Here is a 16,959-nt window from a genome sequence, read left to right as displayed (position 1 = left end):
ATCAAGACCTCGGGTCGAAAGCATCGCGCAGCGCCTCACCAATGAATACCAGCAGCGACAGGATCAATGCCAAGGTAAAAAACGCCGTCAACCCCAGCCATGGCGCCTGTAGATTCTGCTTGCCCTGGCCGATCAGTTCGCCCAATGAGGCGCTGCCCGCGGGCATGCCGAAACCGAGGAAGTCCAACGCGGTCAGGGTCGAAATGGCGCCGGTCAAAATGAACGGCAAGTAACTCAAGGTCGCGTTCATGGCGTTGGGCAAAATGTGCCGCATGATCACCTTACGGTCACTGAGGCCCAAGGCTCGGGCGGCTTTGACGTACTCCAGGTTACGCCCACGTAAGAACTCGGCGCGCACCACGTCCACCAGCGCGAGCCATGAAAACAGCGCCATGATCCCCAGCAGCCACCAGAAATTCGGCTCGACGAAGCCCGACAGGATGATCAGCAGGTACAGCACCGGCAACCCGGACCAGACCTCCAGCAAACGCTGGCCAATCAAGTCAACCCAGCCGCCGTAATAGCCTTGCAGCGCGCCAGCCGCGATGCCGATCAGCGCACTGATGAACGTCAAGGCCAGGGCAAACAGAATCGATACCCGTGCGCCGAAAATCACCCGTGCCAGTACATCGCGGGCCTGATCGTCGGTGCCGAGCCAATTGGTCGTAGTGGGCGGGCTGGGTGAGGGTTTCGCCAAGTCGTAGTTCGGCGTGTCATCGCTGAACGGAATGGGTGGAAACAGCATCCAGCCGCCGTCGTGAGTAATCAGTTTGCGCACGTAGTCGCTGCGGTAGTCGGGTTGGAAAGGCAGTTGACCGCCAAATTCCTGCTCGGTGTAGCGCTTGAACGCTGGGAAGTACAACGAGTGCTGATAACTCAGCACCAGCGGTTTGTCGTTAGCGATCAGTTCGCCGCCCAGGCTTAACAAGAACAGGGCGCAAAACAGCCACAGCGACCACCAGCCGCGGCGGTTATCTCGGAAGCGTTCGAAGCGCCGACGACCTAACGGAGAAAGTCTGAACATCAGGCGTTCCTCGCGCTGAAATCAATTCGAGGATCGACCAGCGTGTAGCACACGTCGCCGACCAGTTTTATCAGCAGGCCAAAGAGCGTGAAAATGAACAGCGAGCCAAACACCACCGGATAGTCCCGGGAAACTGCCGCTTCGTAGCTCATGCGACCGAGGCCATCCAGGGAGAAAATCACTTCGATCAACAGCGAGCCAGCGAAGAACACGCTGATGAACGCCTGTGGAATCCCGGCCACCACCAGCAACATGGCATTGCGAAACACATGGCCGTACAGCACACGTTTTTCGCTGACGCCTTTGGCTCTGGCCGTCACCACGTACTGGCGAGTAATTTCATTGAGGAATGAGTTTTTGGTCAGGATGGTCAGCGTCGCGAACCCGCCAATCACCAATGACAGCACCGGCAGCACCAGGTGCCAGAAGTAGTCGGCAATTTTGCCCACGGTCGACAGTTGTTCAAAGTTCTCTGACACCAGCCCGCGCACTGGGAACCAGTTCAGCGATGTGCCGCCGGCAAAAACCACCACCAGTAACATCGCGAACAGAAAGGCCGGCATGGCGTAACCAATGATGATCGCCGTGCTGCTCCAGATGTCGAAATGGCTGCCGTGTTTGACGGCTTTGCGTATCCCAAGGGGGATTGAGATCAGGTAGGTAATCAGCGTCGCCCACAGGCCAAGGGAAATTGACACCGGCATTTTTTGCAGGATCAAGTCGGTGACTTTTGCCCCGCGAAAGAAGCTATTGCCGAAATCCAGTTGCGCGTAATTTTTCAGCATCAGCCAAAGGCGCTCGTGCAGCGGTTTGTCGAAGCCGTATTGGTGTTCGATTTCCTTGAGCAGCTTTGGATCGAGACCCCGGCTGGCACGGGAAACGGTGCTGCCGCTATGGGATTCAGCCGGCGCGCCGCCCACCGTGCTGGCTGAGCCGATGCCTTGCAGGCGGGCAATCGCTTGCTCAACCGGCCCTCCCGGCGCGGCTTGGACGATGAAAAAGTTAACCAGCAGGATGCAAATCAACGTGGGGATAATCAGCAGCAGTCTTCGCAGTAGATAACCGAGCATTCAATGCACCTCTGCGGGATTGGCCGATGCACCGCGTTTTTCCGCGAACTGCTCGTTGGTCAATGGAGTGGGGCTGATTTCCCACCAGGTTTCGATGGCTTCACCGTTGGCGGCCTGGACTTTCGGAATACCGAAGCGGTTCCACCACACCGTGGACGAGCCGGGCGGGTAGAAATTGGGAATCCAGTAGTAACCCCATTGCAGCACCCGATCCAACGCGTGGGCGTAGTTGACCATGGTCGCTTTGTCGCCGGCTTTTACCAGTCCGGTGATCAAGCTGTCGACGGCCGGATCCTGCAACACCATGTAGTTGTTCGAGCCGGAGTCTTTGGCGCTTTTGGAGCCAAAACAGTTGTACAGCTCTAGCCCTGGGGAGGTTGATACCGGGTAGCCGGTAACGATCATGTCGTAGTCCCGCGCCATCACCCGATTGAGGTACTGGGCGGCATCGATGCGGCGAATGTCGAAGGTGATGCCGATTTGCGCCAGGTTACGTTTGTAAGGCAGCAGTAGCCGTTCGATGCCCGCTTGAGCATTGAGGAACGTGAAGGTCAACGGCTCGCCTGCGGCATTCACCAAATGGTCGCCTTTAGGCATCCAGCCTGCCTCCTCAAGCAAGTGCAGGGCCTGCAATTGTTTGTCGCGAATGAAGCCGGTGCCATCGGTTTTTGGCGTATGAAACACTTGGGTAAACACTTGCGGCGCAACCTCTCCGCGCAGCGGCTCGAGGATTTTCAGCTCATCTTCAGTGGGCAGTTGGTCGGCGGCGAGCGCGCTGTTGGAGAAGTAACTGTTTTGACGCACATACACGTTGTGCATCATCTGCCGGTTGCTCCATTCAAAGTCCCAGAGCATCGCCAGCGCTTCACGAACCCGCCGATCTTTGAACATCGGGCGATCCAGGTTGAAGATGTAGCCCTGTGAACTCTGAACCGCGCCCTGGGCCAGTTGGGCTTTTTGCAAGCGTCCATCGGTCAGGGCCGGGCTTTCATAGCCGATGGAATAGCTGGTCGCCGAGAACTCCCGATTGTAGTCATACGCGCCGCCACGCAATACCTGGCGTGCGACGTCGGTGTCGCCAAAATACTCGACGCTGAAGTGATCGAAGTTATAAAACCCGCGATTTACGGGCAGGTCCTTGCCCCACCAGTTCGGATCGCGCTCAAAGGTGATGCTGCGTCCGGCATCAACCTTGCTCACTTTGTAAGGGCCGCTGCCCAGCGGGATTTCGAAGCCACCGCCGTTGGCAAAGTCGCGAGTCTTCCACCAATGCTCGGGAAATACTGGCAGCGAGGCCAGGTCAAGCGGCAGGGTGCGGTTCTCGTTGTTTTTGAAATCGAAGCGGATTTGAGTAGGGGACTCGACCTCGACGTGGGTCACGTCTTCGAATTCCGTTCGGTATTGCAAGCTGCCTTGGGTCATCAACAGGTCGTAGGTGTAACGCACGTCCTCGGCGGTGATGGGCACGCCATCGGCAAAGCGTGCTTTGGGGTTGAGGACAAAGCGCAGCGATAACCCGTCTTTGCTGCGCTCCATGCTCTGTGCGACCAAGCCGTACACCGTGAAAGGCTCATCCAGCGAGCGAACCGCGAGGGGCGAATAGAGCAGGCCACTGAGTTGTGCAACACCGGTGCCTTTGTCGATGTACGGCAACATGTGGTCAAACTGACCGATCTCCAGCGCCGAGCGACGCATGCTGCCGCCTTTGGGTGCGTCGGGATTGACGTAGTCGAAATGGGTGAAGTTGGCAGGGTATTTAGGTGACTCGCCGTAAACAGTCAGGGCATGTTCTGGGGCGGCGGCCAAGGGCTGAAAGCCAGAAATCAAGGCTAGCGATGCGACGATCAACGATGAAAAAACAAAACGCATTGCTTGAATCCTGACTGACGTCCGCAAGCGAATATCAGGGTTAAGGGTGAAAAACCAAGACGGTGCAGAAACCTACTGATTCATGGCTGCTTCTTAGGGATATGACATCGTGCAAGCAGCGGGGCTAACCATGCATCGACACATGAAGTTGCACAATCGGTTTTTACGTTCGGAGGCACGAATGGCCCGAATGACGCAGTTTTCGAAGGGTTTTACAGCGACGAGCGGGTGGTGCACATGAAAACGGCCCGTCTGACAGACGGGCCGTTGAGCCAAACGCGAGACTGTTAGTCCTGGCGGCTGGTCACTTCCAGCAGGTGATAACCGAACTGGGTTTTTACTGGGCCTTGGACGACGTTGACTGGCGCGCTGAAGACCACGGTGTCAAATTCCTTGACCATCTGGCCTGGACCGAATGAACCCAGGTCACCACCTTGACGGCTGGATGGGCAGCTCGAGTTCGCTTTGGCGACTTCGGCGAAATCAGCGCCGCCCTCAATTTGGCTTTTCAGTTCGATGCACTTTTCTTCGCTGGCAACGAGGATGTGGCGGGCAGTGGCTTTAGCCATGGTAATTACTCCTATCAAAAAAAGGGAAAGCCTACCGGATTAAGGACGGCAATTCCCGCGAAAGTTCCGCCTGACTCCTAGGTGGTCATGCAAGGTTAGACGCTCGACGGTTCAACGTTGCTGGCGCAAAGCATTGGCTGCATCGCGCAACAGCTGTGCGCTGGCGTCCCAGCCCAGGCAGCCATCAGTGACTGAAACGCCGTATTTCAGCGCGTCGCTCAGCGGCTGGCAACCATCGAACAAGTGGCTCTCGAGCATCATGCCGACCAGCGAGCGATCGCCCTGCAAGCGTTGCTCAAGCACCTCGTTGAACACGGCGGGCTGGCGTAGCGGGTTTTTGCCACTGTTGGCATGGCTGCAATCGACCATGATCCGCGCGGCGATGCCGACTTTCTCCAGACTGGCGCGTACCGTGGCCACGCTTTGGCTGTCGTAGTTCGGACCGCTATGGCCACCGCGCAGCACCACGTGGGTGTCCTGGTTGCCTTGAGTTTCGATGATCGCCGGGTGACCCTGCCGGTCCATACCGAAGTGCCGGTGAGGGTGGGCTGCCGAACGCATGGCATCGGTGGCAACGGTGACGCCACCGTCGGTGCCGTTCTTGAATCCAACGGGCATGGGCAAGCCGCTGGCCATTTCCCGGTGAATTTGCGACTCAGTGGTGCGGGCACCAATGGCCACCCAACTCAACACGTCATCGAAATAGCCCGCCGCCATGGGTTGCAGGATTTCGGTGGCGATGGGCAGTCCCAGCCGGAGCATTTCACGCATCAGTTCGCGGGACAGAGTCAGGCCAGCGGCCATGTCATCGCTGCCATCGAGCCGTGGGTCGTACGCCAGGCCCTTCCAGCCGACCGTTGTGCGGGGCTTTTCGACGTAAGCGCGCATCACCAGCAACAATTGGTCACTGACGTCTGCGGCCAGTGCCGCCAATCGTTCGGCGTATTCGAGGGCGGAGCGCGGGTCGTGGATCGAACACGGACCGACGACGACCAGCAAACGAGAGTCTTCGCCGTTGAGAATGGCGCGTATTGCGTGGCGGTGGGCGGTAACTTGATTGCTAAGCGCTGTATCGAGTGGTACCTGCTGCTTGAGTTGCAGGGTGCCGGGCAAGCGTTGTGGGGCTGGGGCGCTGTCGATCAACGTCATTGGCTGTGACATCAGCTCGGACAGGATGTTTACCGCGACGGATGAGTTCATGTGCTGGCTTCCTGGGCGGGCGCGGGTTTATCGCGCTCGACGCCCTATTGGGGTGTTCGACAATTGGCCGTGCTGGCCTTCAGTGTTGGCTTGCCACCCGAAAGTGACCGGTCGGAGGCGGCAGGCTGTCCCGAGCGGAGGCTGCTAAATCGCCAGGCGAAGTCGGTGTCGTTGCGGTAACCAGTGGCGTAATTCATGTCGATTCCTCGATTCAATTCAATACAGTTCGGATGTTCAGGGCCTGAAAAAACAAAACCCCCGATCAGGTTGCCGACCGGGGGTAGAGAATTCTCTGGTTGGCGTCCCCGTTAATGTGGGCGCCGTGTGGGTATCAGGCGCGCTAGTGGCTAAACCAATACCCAAAATAAAAATAAGACGGTGCAGCGTGCGCGTTCGCTTCATTCACCGCAGACACGACCTCTACCGAGCGCTGAACGCTGGCAGTGTGAGGTGACTGAGATGAGTGGGAGTGCAACATGGTCTTTCTCCGTTTGATGGGGCCGAGCTTACTGCAGGCGCACGCTGCTGTTCAATTAGAAAATCGCATCGGTGCGATTGAGTGTGTCGGTCGCCAGGCGCACATCCGAATTGCACTCGAGGGTTCAGCGTGATGTCATCCAATGCACGCTAAACAGGCCGGAAGATTTTAATCAGGGAGCATCATCGTGGGTACAAGTGTCGTTGCAGCCGCTCAATCGGTTTCTGTCGCAGGGGATATCGACGCCAACATCCTGCGTCATTTGGTTTTTATGCGGGCAGCGATAGCGCAGGGAGTGGAATTTCTGTTGTTTCCCGAACTGTCGCTGACCGGTTACGAGCGAGGCTTGGCCCATGAACTGGCCATCGATCCAGCCGATGCGCGCCTGCGGCCTCTGCACGAACTGGCGCGGGACAGTGGAATGGTGACGGTGGTCGGTGCGCCGATTCGTCGTTCGGGCAGCCCTGACGTACTGATCGCGGCGCTGGTGCTGGGCGTTGCCGCTGAGGTAGGTGTCTACAGCAAACAGCATCTGCATGCGGGTGAAGAGCTGGTGTTTAGCCCGGGCGAGGGCGGTGAAAGCGTGCAAATTGGCACCGACCACATCGTCCTGGCGGTGTGTGCAGACTTCACCCATGCCAGCCACGCGAGCGCAGCTGCGCAATCGGGTGCCACGGTGTATGCCGCCAGCGTGCTAATCACCGACGGCGGCTACGTTGCGGATACTCAATTGTTGGCGGGTTACGCTGCTGAACACGGGATGGCGGTGCTAATGGCCAACCACGGTGGCGCGACCGGAGGCTGGGAGTCGGCGGGCCGCAGCGCCTTTTGGTCAGAGGACGGCATGTGGGTAGGGGTCGCCGACGGTCCGGGCGATTTGCTGGTGGTCGCGCGCCACAATGGAAATAAATGGGCAACCAGCGTTGTTCCGGTAATGGCTTGATCGCCCACGGAGGTAAGGAGACATGGACCTGAGACTGCGTTTGGCAACCCTTGCCGACATGGATTTCGCCCGTGAATTGACCCGCGTAAATATGCGCCGCTATTACACCGAATATGAACGCGTCTGGCAGGGGCAATTATTCGATGCTGAATGGGTGTTTAGAAACAGCTCCGTCATCGTCAAGGCTGACAAACAGATTGGTTATTTTAGCGTCAGTCCAGAGACGGGTTATCTGTATTTGCGGGATGTGCAGCTGTGCGAACCCTATCGCGGCGAGGGGGTTGGCGCTTGGGTCATGGATCAAATTGCGATGATCGCCAGGGAGCAAGGTTTCAGAAACATCCGATTGAAGGTGTTTAAAAGTAATCCTGCGACTCAGTTATACCAACGGCAAGGCTACGCAGTGATCCGTGAAGACGATGAATTGTTCTGGATGGAGTGCATTCTCAAGGATTGAGGCTGTGTTCGTGAACGCCAACGAAGCGGATCGGTGGCAATGGCCGCACAGATTCACTCTGGCTGACCGGCATGTGCCTCAATGTGCACCCGACGTGATTGGGTGAAATCATTCGGTAAGCGCACCCGTTGCATTCCCGCAGAGACACAAACACCTTCATTCCGCCAACGGCGCAACGCCCAATTCTTTATCGGCCGGAATACTTCCAATCTTCATCCCCAGCAAAACGGCGACTTTGTGCGATTCACCACGCTTGCCTTTTTTTCGTCCAGCCAAGACTTGATAGGTCGTTGCCGGGTCGATGCTGTGCTCCCGGGCAAACTCCTGGACTGATTTTCCTTGTTGTTCTAACCAAGCCTTAGCTTGTGCAGCGGTACGTATTCCGGGCATAGTTCAAAACCGTTCAAATCAGTTTAATTTTCATGGATTCTACCCCTCGTACAGATAGGGTCAGCAGGATTATGCATTCAAATGAATGGAATTGGTTCAAGATTGCGAAAAGAACGAGAGCGCCTAGGTCTCTCGCAGCGAGCATTTGGTGAAATTGGTGGTGTAGAAGCTAATGCTCAGGGGAAATACGAAAGCGGCGACCGTGCCCCGAAAGCCGATTATCTTGCAGCTGTTGCAGCCAGAGGTGTGGACGTTCTGTTTGTGCTTACAGGTACTGCTACGCCGATTCCTGTCGATAATCTCAGTCTGGCCGAGGAAAAAGTACTCGGCAGCTTCCGGACATTGCATAAAGAGGACCAAGACGCGATCAGACGCTTGACGACGACCATGGCTGAGTTATCGGCCTCGTATTTGACTAATAACAAACCGACGTGAACGGCGCGTTTAGGTAGAAATCCTGTTTCTGGACTTTCAAAAAACAATTCCCAAATATATGAAGACGTTAGTGGTAGCGTGTCACTAACGCCGTTTTACATCGGCATTGCACCAATATCGTGCTTGTAGCTAGGTCTGGCTCACTGTTTTTGCTAAGGTGGACGGTATTCGTAATGACCGTTTTGTGAGGTGTCTGCTTGATTAGGGTGCTAGTAGTTGATGACCATGATCTTGTTCGAACAGGCATTACACGGATGTTGGCCGATATCGATGGTCTCCAGGTCGTAGGACAGGCTGAATCAGGTGAAGAGTCCCTGAAGAAGGCCCGTGAGCTTAAACCCGACGTAGTATTGATGGACGTCAAGATGCCCGGCATCGGCGGACTGGAAGCGACTCGAAAATTGATACGCAGCCATCCCGACATCAAGGTTGTGGCGGTGACAGTGTGTGAAGAGGACCCGTTTCCGACGCGTCTTCTGCAAGCGGGTGCGGCGGGTTATTTGACCAAGGGTGCTGGCCTGCCTGAGATGGTACAAGCCATTCGTCTGGTATTCGCCGGGCAACGTTACATCAGTCCGCAGATCGCCCAGCAATTGGCGCTGAAGTCTTTCCAGCCGCAGAGCAGTAACTCGCCGTTTGATCTGCTGTCGGAGCGTGAGATCCAGATTGCCCTGATGATCGTCGGCTGCCAGAAAGTCCAGACCATCTCTGACAAACTGTGCTTGTCGCCCAAAACCGTGAACACCTATCGTTATCGCATTTTTGAAAAGCTCTCGATCGGCAGTGATGTCGAGTTAGCCCTATTGGCCGTTCGCCACGGCATGGTTGATGCCAGTCTCTGAAATGACCCAAACGTTCGATCCAAGCGCCTTCCTCTCTACGTGCAGTGGCCGTCCCGGTGTGTATCGGATGTTCGATGCCGAGTCGCGGTTGTTGTACGTCGGCAAGGCGAAAAACCTCAAGAGCCGACTGGCCAGTTATTTTCGCAAGACGGGGCATGCGCCGAAGACCAGTGCATTGGTCGCCCGTATTGCGCACATTGAAACCACCATCACCGCTAACGAGACCGAAGCCCTGTTACTGGAGCAGACGCTCATCAAAGAGTGGCGGCCGCCTTATAACATTCTGCTGCGCGACGATAAGTCCTACCCCTACGTTTACCTTTCGGACGGTGATTACCCGCGTCTGAGTATTCACCGTGGCGCGAAAAAAGGAAAAGGCCGTTATTTCGGGCCTTACCCGAGCGCTGGCGCGATTCGTGAGAGCTTGAGCCTGCTGCAGAAAGCTTTTCTGGTGCGGCAATGCGAAGACAGCTATTTCAAAAACCGTGCTCGGCCGTGTCTGCAATACCAAATCAAACGCTGCAAGGGGCCCTGCGTCGGTTTGGTCGAGCCCGAGGTTTATGCACAAGACGTCCGGCACTCCGTGATGTTCCTCGAAGGCCGCAGCAATGCGTTGTCGAACGAGTTAAATGCGGCGATGGAAGAGGCGTCCGTGAACCTGGAGTTTGAGCGCGCGGCAGAGCTGCGTGATCAGATATCCCTGCTGCGACGGGTTCAGGATCAGCAAAGCATGGATGGCGGGACCGGCGATGTGGATGTGGTGGCGGCGTTCATCAATCCGGGTGGCGCCTGTGTTCACTTGATCAGCGTGCGTGGCGGACGGGTGTTGGGCAGCAAGAGTTTCTTCCCGCAAGTGGGCATCGAGGAGGAGGTGGGTGAGGTGATGTCGGCCTTCCTGTCGCAGTATTTCCTCAGCGATCACGACCGCGAACTGCCCAGTGAGGTGATCGTCAACGTTGTTCACGAAGACTTCCCAACGCTGATTGATGCGATCGAAGAAATCCGTGGCCATGAAATGACCATCAGCCATCGGGTGCGTGGCACCCGGGCGCGCTGGCAGCAATTGGCGGTGACCAACGCCGAGCAGGCGCTTTCTGCGCGCCTGGCCAACCGTCAGCACGTTACGGCGCGTTTTGAAGCGTTGGCCAAAGTGTTGAATCTTGATGAGCCGCCGCAGCGGCTGGAGTGTTACGACATCAGCCATTCCAGCGGCGAAGCCACCGTGGCGTCCTGCGTGGTGTTTGGTCCTGAGGGGCCTATCAAGTCGGATTATCGGCGTTACAACATCGAAGGTATTACTGGCGGCGATGATTACGCTGCCATGCACCAAGCCTTGATGCGACGCTTCAGCAAAATCAAGGACGGCGAAGGCAAACTGCCTGATATCTTGCTGGTCGACGGCGGTAAGGGGCAGCTGTCCATGGCCCGAGACGTGATGAACGAGCTGGCGATACCGGACATTATTTTGTTGGGTGTGGCGAAAGGCGCAACGCGGAAGGCGGGTTTTGAAACGCTGTACCTGAATGATGCTGCCCATGAATTTACTTTAAAAGGCGATGATCCAGCGTTGCACCTGATCCAGCAAATCCGCGACGAAGCCCACCGTTTCGCCATCACCGGACACCGCGCGCGACGGGGCAAAACGCGTCGTACATCGACCTTGGAGGGCGTGGCAGGGGTCGGGCCGACCCGTCGTCGAGACCTGCTAAAACACTTTGGTGGATTGCAGGAATTGTCCCGCGCCAGCATCGAAGAAATAGCGAAAGCGCCAGGAATTAGCAAAAAGCTCGCAGAGTCGATTTATGCCAGCCTGCACAGCGAGTAGAATGCCCGCTCACCTCGTAGCCAGTTGTGCCGATGAATATCCCTAATCTGATCACCGTAATACGTGTCTTGCTGATACCGATCTTCATTTTGCTGTTTTATTTGCCTTATCAATGGAGCTACATGGCAGCCAGTACGGTGTTCGCCATTGCGGCGGCAACCGATTGGCTTGACGGCTATCTGGCGCGTCGGCTTGAGCAAAGCACACCCTTTGGTGCGTTTCTCGATCCGGTGGCCGACAAGCTGATGGTCGCTGTGGCCTTGGTGTTGCTGGTTCAGGTACACGCCAGTCTTTGGCTGACATTACCCGCCGCGGTCATCATCGGTCGCGAGATTGTCATTTCCGCGTTGCGCGAATGGATGGCTGAAATCGGTGCGCGGGCACACGTTGCCGTGTCCAGCCTGGGCAAATGGAAAACCGCTGCGCAGATGATCGCACTGGTTATCCTGCTGGCGAACCCGCCCGGATTCACCTTCTGGGTCGTGCTTGGTTATGTGCTGTTGTTGATTGCTGCGGGCCTGACATTGTGGTCAATGGTTCAATACTTGCGTGCGGCATGGCCGCATCTCAGAACCGACACAGAAAAAAAATAAGTTTTTGAATCAAGGGCTTGACTCGGCTATTTGAATCTATAGAATAGCGCCTCGTTACCAAGATGCGGGAATAGCTCAGTTGGTAGAGCACGACCTTGCCAAGGTCGGGGTCGCGAGTTCGAGTCTCGTTTCCCGCTCCAAACATAGCTCAATGGATTTCATCTGAATTCCATTGAGCAAGAAAAAAGGACCTTCGGGTCCTTTTTTCATTTGGGTTGAACTCGCCGACCCTGTGCCCAATAAACCCCGCCTGACTAGCGCCACTTTGTTTTTCGTGAGTACCCTAGTTCAGCCGGTTAACGAGGTGCTTAATCGGACAGGCCCAGGCGGAATACTTTGTTGCTGGTCTTCCAGAACACCCGTTCGCGCTCCTCCGGGTTCGCAATCACGTCCTCGACAATCTTGACATGCTCTTTGATCCCGTATGGCACCGGACCGAAGTCGGAGCCGAATACCACTCGGTCCACACCGCACATTTCAACCGCAGCTCGCACCCCAATGGGGTTGAATCCCATGCAGTCGACAAGAATGTTGGTCTTGAAATATTCGGAGGGTGGTCGCTTATTTGTGTAAGGCCTGCCGGCCGGAGGGTTGGGGATCCCGTTGTAATTGAGGTGCCAATTGAATTCGAGCCGTCCGAGGATCGACGCGAGTTCACCGCCCATGTGGACGATCAGTACCTGCAACTTCGGGTGGCGATCGAACACGCCAGAGGCGATCATCCGGGCACCGTTGACGGTAGAATCGAAGGGGCGACCGACCGCCTCGTTGAGGCGGTATTGCATGAGCGACTCGTGCCCAATCGATAGCATCGGTGGATGGATATGCACCACGATGTCATTGGCTGCCGCAAACTCCCAAAGCCACTCCGCCTTGGGGCTGTCAAGGAAAGTGCGTTCGGACCCGGCGCCGTAGCTTGACGAAACCGCAATCGCTTTCGCGCCACCCTTGCTGATCATTTCCTCAACGATTGATCGACAGCTCTCCTCCAGCGCGTGTGCGTTGGCCGTGAGTGCGAATTCACCGGGAAAGCGATCCCTGATCTCAAAGTATTCGTCGTTCAGGAACTTCAAAGCCTCGCCGGTGCTGACTTGAAGCAAATCCCGCGCAATCCAAGGCACCTCGCCGCCATTGGTGATAAGGCTGAGGGTAACGCCGGCCTCGCGCTGGATGGGCAAGGCGAAATCCAGATCGAAACACTCGCGATAGCACATCAAGTCCTGAGCGTTAGTCTGCGGGAATCCTAGTTTCGGGTCATAGAGGCCTAGCTCCGCCATCTTGGCTTGCATCTTGGGTCCCATCGGATGCCGATGGGTATCGACGATGTTCCTGCGTTCAGCGTTGTTTGACAGTGTCATGCCAGCCTCCTTAACAGCGAAATAAAAACGCGCATGGTTGTAATGGGATTGAGCAAGTCGTCGCTCAAAAAGTGAGCTTTTTGGGTGACACGGCCGAGTGGCTTCTTTCCTGCTGGAATGGGTGTATATCGAAGCCTGTGCTTCTCTGCATCGTGGCGAAGCGACCAGCATGAAGCGTTGTTCGCCGTGGCCAATAGTGCTTCCAACCGGGTTCGTCTATTTGATCTGTATCAATGGCGGTTGGGATCGATAACGGTGTCGGACGCGTGGTTGTTCCCAAGCCTTTACGAGCGTGCCAACGAATCCACCTGGTTATCAGGAATAGGCGCTGAAATAGCCGGCGGCCGGTGGAACTCCAAAGGCAAAAAACCGTGTATTGATCAGCCGATCCCTCGACTTCTGAAAACTGTCGCGTCAACTCATCCAGTTACCGCCGTCAACGTTGTACGTCTGGGCGACGATGTAATCGCTCTCTGAAGAGGCCAGGAAAATCGCCATGCCTTTCAAGTCATCGGCGGTGGCCATTCTACCGAAGGGCACTTGCTCGCCAACGCGCTTCTTTTTCTCGCCTACTGGAAGGTTTTCATAGTGGGCAAACAGCGCATCAACGCCGTCCCAGTGTTCGCCATCGACCACACCAGGGGCGATGGCATTGACGTTTATTCCGTGCTTGATGAGGTTCAATCCCGCAGATTGAGTCAGGCTGATCACCGCGGCTTTACTCGCGCAATAGACCGCGACCAGAGCCTCGCCACGGCGTCCGGCCTGGCTCGCCATGTTGATGATTTTTCCGCCATGCCCTTGGCTGATCATCTGTCTGGCGGCTGCCTGCAGGGTAAATAAAGTGCCAGCCACGTTGATCGAAAATAGCCGTTCGAAACTGGTTCGGGTGATTTCCTTGATGGGTGCCAAGTCGAAAAGCGCAGCGTTATTGACCAGAATATCGAGCTTGCCCGTGTGGGTAATGACAGCGGCAATGGCTGCATCAATGGAGGCTTGATCGGTGACGTCCATCTTCACTGCATACGCATGGGGGCCAAGCGCTACTGCGGTAGCTTGCGCGCGTTGAAAATCGATGTCGGCGATGGCCACCGTGGCGCCTTCATGGAGGTACGCCTGAGCGAATACTTGACCGATGCCCCGGGCAGCCCCGGTTATCAGTGCGCTTTTTCCTTCCAGTCGTTTCATGTGATGTTTCTCCTGCTTTCAGAAATCGTGGCCATGGATGGCGATCATTGAGCGCGGTAAAACCCCGTGGTCGGTGTGTTTTTCAGCCGCACAGCGGGGCAGTTTTATTATTTTGGATAGCCCGCACGCTTCATTTCTCGTTCAGTCAGCGATTGCGCCGAACTCAGGGCTTGCTCGACCGACATCTGTCCCGTCAGCGCTGCAGAGAAAATTTTGCCCACCGAAGTACCGATGGCTTGAAACTCGGGGATGGTCACGTACTGAATGCCGACGTAGGGCACCGGCTTGGACGAAGGGTGCGCGGGATCGGCGTTCTGCATCATTTGCAGTGTCACTTTGGCGAACGGTGCTGCCTTCAAATAAGCATCGTTGTAAGTAGACGTGCGTGTGCCTGGCGGTACATTGGTAATGCCGTCTTTCTCAGTGACCAGTTGAATGTAGTCTTTGGAGGTTGCCCAGGTGATGAAGGCCTTGGCCGCGTCTTTGTGCTTGGACGTGGCGGGAATTGCCAATGACCAGGCGTACAGCCAAGAGGCGCCTTTTGGGGTCACTTCAATCGGTGCAGGGGCGAAGCCAACACTGTCGGCGACCCGGCTTTGCTCCTTGTCAGTGGTGAAGGAGCCGGCAACGCTGGCGTCGACCCAAATCGCACATTTCCCGCTATTGAACAACGCCAAGGTTTCATTAAACCCATTACTCGACACCCCTGGCGGACCGTATTTGGTCAGGGTGTTGATATAAAAATTCGCCGCAGCTGTCCACTCTGGACTGGTGAATTGCGGTTGCCACTGCTCATCGAACCAACGCGCGCCAAAGGTGTTGGCCATGGTGGTCAGCAGCGCCATGTTTTCACCCCAGCCGGCTTTACCACGCAAGCACATGCCGTACTGGCCTTGATCGGGGTGATGAAGTTTGGCTGCAAACTCACCGAGCTGAGTCCAGCTGGGCTGTTCAGGCATGGTAAGTCCGGCCTGTTTAAACAGGTCAGTACGGTAGTAGGTGACGGTGCTTTCGCCGTAAAAGGGCAGGGCGTACAGGGTGCCGTTGACCGACAGTCCTTGGCGCACAGAGGGGAAAATATCGTCGAGATCGTAATTGGCAGGCAAGTCCTGCATGGGCTCAAGCCAATGCTTAGCGCCCCACAACGGGGTTTCATAGGTGCCGATGGTTAATACGTCGAACTGCCCACCTTGGGTCGCAATATCCGTGGTGAGGCGTTGGCGCAGGACGTTCTCTTCGAGCACCACCCAGTTGAGTTTGATGTCCGGGTGCTGCGCTTCAAATACTTTGGAAAGCCGCTGCATGCGGATCATGTCGCTGTTGTTGACGGTCGCGATGGTGATTGATTCTGCAGCGTGGCTGGTGACTAAAAAGGACAAGCCGGCGGACAGAAGAAGTGCCTGGAGCGAAATCTTCATGGTGTTCTCCACTCTACGCCTTGGGCGCAGATTTATTATTGTTGTTGTAAACCACTGCTGATCAAATTGGTGTTTGCCGGCAGCGGAGTGACGAGTCGATTACATCAGCTTGCAGCGGGCAGAACAAACGAACGGCGGACGCTACGCTGATACTTTTTTGACTGTTATCCCACTCCATCACCGGGTTAAAAAAGTATCGGGTGTGGGTCAAATCGCATCCTAGTAGGCGGTGATCCAAACGGCGTATTGTTTAGCCAATGTAGCCCACACAACTATAAAAGGGGCCGTCCATGCCTACTGTTCACAACGCCTTAATCGAACACCGCCCAGCGGCGTTGGAAGTCATTCTGTCCGGGCCAGAGCACAGCTTTCGCTGGTACGAACACGACTACCCTTATCCGCTGGCCCGCTGGAATCATCACCCCGAATTCGAAATTCATCTCATTCGCCAAGGCAGTGGCAAGCTGGTTGCGGGGGATTACATTGGTGCGTTTGAGGCGGGTCATGTCGCGATGATCGGCCCAGATCTACCCCACGACTGGATCGGCGATCTTGCCCCAGGCGAAAACCTGCGGGGACGCGATGTTGTGCTGCAATTCGACGGCGTGGCGTTGTTGGCTCTTCGCCAGACGATGCCTGAGTTGGGTGACTTGCAGTCGCTATTTGAGCGGGCCCGGCGCGGGTTGGAGTTTACCGGCGGGACGGCCGTCAAAGCCGCACGCCTTCTTGAAGCGATAGGCTCAGCCCAAGGCTTGCATCGTTTGGTGGTGTTTCTGGAACTGCTGAGTACGTTGTTGGCCGCTCCCAAACCTGAGACGCACTTTCTGGCGAGCGCCTATTACGCGCCGAACCTAGACGTCAGAAATTACGAACGCGTCCATAAAGCGTTCGATTACTTGCTTAAAGAGTTGACCGGAGAGGTTCGGCTGTCGGTCATCGCTGAGCAGTTAAATATGAGCGAGCCAGGTTTTTCGCGTTTCTTCAGGCGCGCCACTGGCCATGGTTTTATCGACTTGATGGGCAAGCTGCGAATACAGCGTGCGTGCCGGCTGTTGTTGCAAACGAAAATGTCAGTGGCTGATATCTGCTTCGAAGTCGGCTACTGCAACCTGTCCAACTTCAACCGGCACTTCCGAGCTGAAATGAACCAGACACCGAGTGAGTACCGGCACGCGGCGTCTGCCTCATTGAGCAACAAGGGCTCGGTCTGTGGAGGCATATCAGGTGCTGAACAATATTGTCCTGGAATACAACTAAAAGGTCGGCGCTCTTTGGCGTGATAAATCCATACTGCGGGTCG

The 16,959-nt window shown here is 56.1% G+C and carries 16 protein-coding genes and 1 tRNA gene; 8 read left to right on the top strand and 9 right to left on the bottom strand.

What is annotated here, in order from left to right; genetic code table 11:
• Position 1: 1 nt before the first annotated feature.
• The 5 genes from RHM65_RS20620 to RHM65_RS20600 form a co-directional block, all read right to left on the bottom strand.
• Positions 2-1,024, bottom strand: a complete 1,023-nt coding sequence (locus tag RHM65_RS20620; protein WP_322169516.1) for an ABC transporter permease — start codon at positions 1,022-1,024, stop codon at positions 2-4.
• Positions 1,024-2,094, bottom strand: a complete 1,071-nt coding sequence (locus RHM65_RS20615; protein WP_322169519.1) for a microcin C ABC transporter permease YejB — start codon at positions 2,092-2,094, stop codon at positions 1,024-1,026. The genes RHM65_RS20620 and RHM65_RS20615 overlap by 1 nt, the downstream gene beginning before the upstream one ends.
• The gene (locus RHM65_RS20610; RefSeq protein ID WP_322169522.1) at positions 2,095-3,963 is read right to left on the bottom strand and encodes an extracellular solute-binding protein; all 1,869 of its coding nucleotides are present in this window, start codon (positions 3,961-3,963) and stop codon (positions 2,095-2,097) included. It abuts the gene before it with no gap.
• Positions 3,964-4,250: 287 nt separating this feature from the next.
• A complete protein-coding gene (locus RHM65_RS20605) occupies positions 4,251-4,532 on the bottom strand; it encodes a peptidylprolyl isomerase (protein WP_322169525.1) in 282 nt (93 codons plus the stop codon).
• A 111-nt stretch (positions 4,533-4,643) separates the two neighbouring features.
• Positions 4,644-5,732: a 3-deoxy-7-phosphoheptulonate synthase gene (locus RHM65_RS20600; protein ID WP_322169528.1), complete on the bottom strand. Its 1,089-nt coding sequence runs from the start codon at positions 5,730-5,732 to the stop codon at positions 4,644-4,646.
• Positions 5,733-6,397: 665 nt separating this feature from the next.
• On the opposite strand from RHM65_RS20600, the gene RHM65_RS20595 reads away from it, so the two are divergent.
• Both RHM65_RS20595 and RHM65_RS20590 read left to right on the top strand, forming a co-directional pair.
• Positions 6,398-7,153 carry a carbon-nitrogen hydrolase family protein gene (locus tag RHM65_RS20595; protein WP_322169532.1) on the top strand — a complete coding sequence of 252 codons (756 nt, stop codon included), beginning with the start codon at positions 6,398-6,400 and terminating at the stop codon, positions 7,151-7,153.
• Between the two features lie 22 nt (positions 7,154-7,175).
• Positions 7,176-7,610: a GNAT family N-acetyltransferase gene (locus RHM65_RS20590; protein ID WP_322169535.1), complete on the top strand. Its 435-nt coding sequence runs from the start codon at positions 7,176-7,178 to the stop codon at positions 7,608-7,610.
• A gap of 156 nt (positions 7,611-7,766) precedes the next feature.
• Here the strand turns inward: RHM65_RS20590 and RHM65_RS20585 are convergent, their stop codons facing one another.
• Positions 7,767-8,000 (bottom strand): DNA-binding protein, encoded by a 234-nt coding sequence (locus RHM65_RS20585; protein ID WP_322169537.1) that lies wholly within the window; start codon positions 7,998-8,000, stop codon positions 7,767-7,769.
• A gap of 81 nt (positions 8,001-8,081) precedes the next feature.
• On the opposite strand from RHM65_RS20585, the gene RHM65_RS20580 reads away from it, so the two are divergent.
• The 5 genes from RHM65_RS20580 (at position 8,082) to RHM65_RS20560 (ending at position 11,835) form a co-directional block, all read left to right on the top strand.
• Positions 8,082-8,435: a helix-turn-helix domain-containing protein gene (locus RHM65_RS20580; RefSeq protein WP_322169540.1), complete on the top strand. Its 354-nt coding sequence runs from the start codon at positions 8,082-8,084 to the stop codon at positions 8,433-8,435.
• 197 nt (positions 8,436-8,632) lie between these two features.
• Positions 8,633-9,277 (top strand): UvrY/SirA/GacA family response regulator transcription factor, encoded by a 645-nt coding sequence (uvrY, locus tag RHM65_RS20575; protein ID WP_322183950.1) that lies wholly within the window; start codon positions 8,633-8,635, stop codon positions 9,275-9,277.
• A 1-nt stretch (position 9,278) separates the two neighbouring features.
• Positions 9,279-11,102 carry an excinuclease ABC subunit UvrC gene (gene uvrC / locus RHM65_RS20570; RefSeq protein ID WP_322170891.1) on the top strand — a complete coding sequence of 608 codons (1,824 nt, stop codon included), beginning with the start codon at positions 9,279-9,281 and terminating at the stop codon, positions 11,100-11,102.
• A 32-nt stretch (positions 11,103-11,134) separates the two neighbouring features.
• Complete coding sequence (pgsA, locus tag RHM65_RS20565) at positions 11,135-11,695, top strand: CDP-diacylglycerol--glycerol-3-phosphate 3-phosphatidyltransferase (RefSeq protein WP_322169546.1); 561 nt, start codon at positions 11,135-11,137, stop codon at positions 11,693-11,695.
• A 64-nt stretch (positions 11,696-11,759) separates the two neighbouring features.
• Positions 11,760-11,835, top strand: a tRNA-Gly gene (locus RHM65_RS20560).
• A 168-nt stretch (positions 11,836-12,003) separates the two neighbouring features.
• On the opposite strand, the gene RHM65_RS20555 is transcribed toward RHM65_RS20560, so the two are convergent.
• The 3 genes from RHM65_RS20555 to RHM65_RS20545 form a co-directional block, all read right to left on the bottom strand.
• Positions 12,004-13,053 carry an amidohydrolase family protein gene (locus RHM65_RS20555; RefSeq protein WP_322169549.1) on the bottom strand — a complete coding sequence of 350 codons (1,050 nt, stop codon included), beginning with the start codon at positions 13,051-13,053 and terminating at the stop codon, positions 12,004-12,006.
• Positions 13,054-13,467: 414 nt separating this feature from the next.
• A complete protein-coding gene (locus tag RHM65_RS20550; protein WP_322169552.1) occupies positions 13,468-14,241 on the bottom strand; it encodes an L-iditol 2-dehydrogenase in 774 nt (257 codons plus the stop codon).
• A 107-nt stretch (positions 14,242-14,348) separates the two neighbouring features.
• A complete protein-coding gene (locus tag RHM65_RS20545; protein WP_322169554.1) occupies positions 14,349-15,659 on the bottom strand; it encodes a sugar ABC transporter substrate-binding protein in 1,311 nt (436 codons plus the stop codon).
• A gap of 290 nt (positions 15,660-15,949) precedes the next feature.
• Here RHM65_RS20545 and RHM65_RS20540 point away from each other — a divergent pair, with 290 nt between their 5' ends.
• Positions 15,950-16,939, top strand: a complete 990-nt coding sequence (locus RHM65_RS20540; RefSeq protein ID WP_322169557.1) for an AraC family transcriptional regulator — start codon at positions 15,950-15,952, stop codon at positions 16,937-16,939.
• The last annotated feature ends 20 nt before the right edge of the window (positions 16,940-16,959 follow it).

It is taken from the genome of Pseudomonas sp. CCI4.2, assembly GCF_034350045.1.
Taxonomy (GTDB): domain Bacteria; phylum Pseudomonadota; class Gammaproteobacteria; order Pseudomonadales; family Pseudomonadaceae; genus Aquipseudomonas.
This window is presented reverse-complemented; position numbering and strand designations above follow the sequence as displayed.

Bases quoted from the DNA above. Each gene is read 5' to 3' on its own strand.
- RHM65_RS20540 (WP_322169557.1), top strand. From the start codon at position 15,950: ATGCCTACTGTTCACAACGCCTTAATCGAACACCGCCCAGCGGCGTTG.
- RHM65_RS20610 (WP_322169522.1), bottom strand. From the start codon at position 3,963: ATGCGTTTTGTTTTTTCATCGTTGATCGTCGCATCGCTAGCCTTGATT.
- RHM65_RS20555 (WP_322169549.1), bottom strand. From the start codon at position 13,053: ATGACACTGTCAAACAACGCTGAACGCAGGAACATCGTCGATACCCAT.
- RHM65_RS20590 (WP_322169535.1), top strand. From the start codon at position 7,176: ATGGACCTGAGACTGCGTTTGGCAACCCTTGCCGACATGGATTTCGCC.
- RHM65_RS20585 (WP_322169537.1), bottom strand. From the start codon at position 8,000: ATGCCCGGAATACGTACCGCTGCACAAGCTAAGGCTTGGTTAGAACAA.
- uvrC (WP_322170891.1), top strand. From the start codon at position 9,279: ATGACCCAAACGTTCGATCCAAGCGCCTTCCTCTCTACGTGCAGTGGC.
- RHM65_RS20545 (WP_322169554.1), bottom strand. From the start codon at position 15,659: ATGAAGATTTCGCTCCAGGCACTTCTTCTGTCCGCCGGCTTGTCCTTT.
- RHM65_RS20605 (WP_322169525.1), bottom strand. From the start codon at position 4,532: ATGGCTAAAGCCACTGCCCGCCACATCCTCGTTGCCAGCGAAGAAAAG.
- pgsA (WP_322169546.1), top strand. From the start codon at position 11,135: ATGAATATCCCTAATCTGATCACCGTAATACGTGTCTTGCTGATACCG.
- RHM65_RS20620 (WP_322169516.1), bottom strand. From the start codon at position 1,024: ATGTTCAGACTTTCTCCGTTAGGTCGTCGGCGCTTCGAACGCTTCCGA.
- RHM65_RS20550 (WP_322169552.1), bottom strand. From the start codon at position 14,241: ATGAAACGACTGGAAGGAAAAAGCGCACTGATAACCGGGGCTGCCCGG.
- RHM65_RS20580 (WP_322169540.1), top strand. From the start codon at position 8,082: ATGAATGGAATTGGTTCAAGATTGCGAAAAGAACGAGAGCGCCTAGGT.
- RHM65_RS20615 (WP_322169519.1), bottom strand. From the start codon at position 2,094: ATGCTCGGTTATCTACTGCGAAGACTGCTGCTGATTATCCCCACGTTG.
- RHM65_RS20600 (WP_322169528.1), bottom strand. From the start codon at position 5,732: ATGAACTCATCCGTCGCGGTAAACATCCTGTCCGAGCTGATGTCACAG.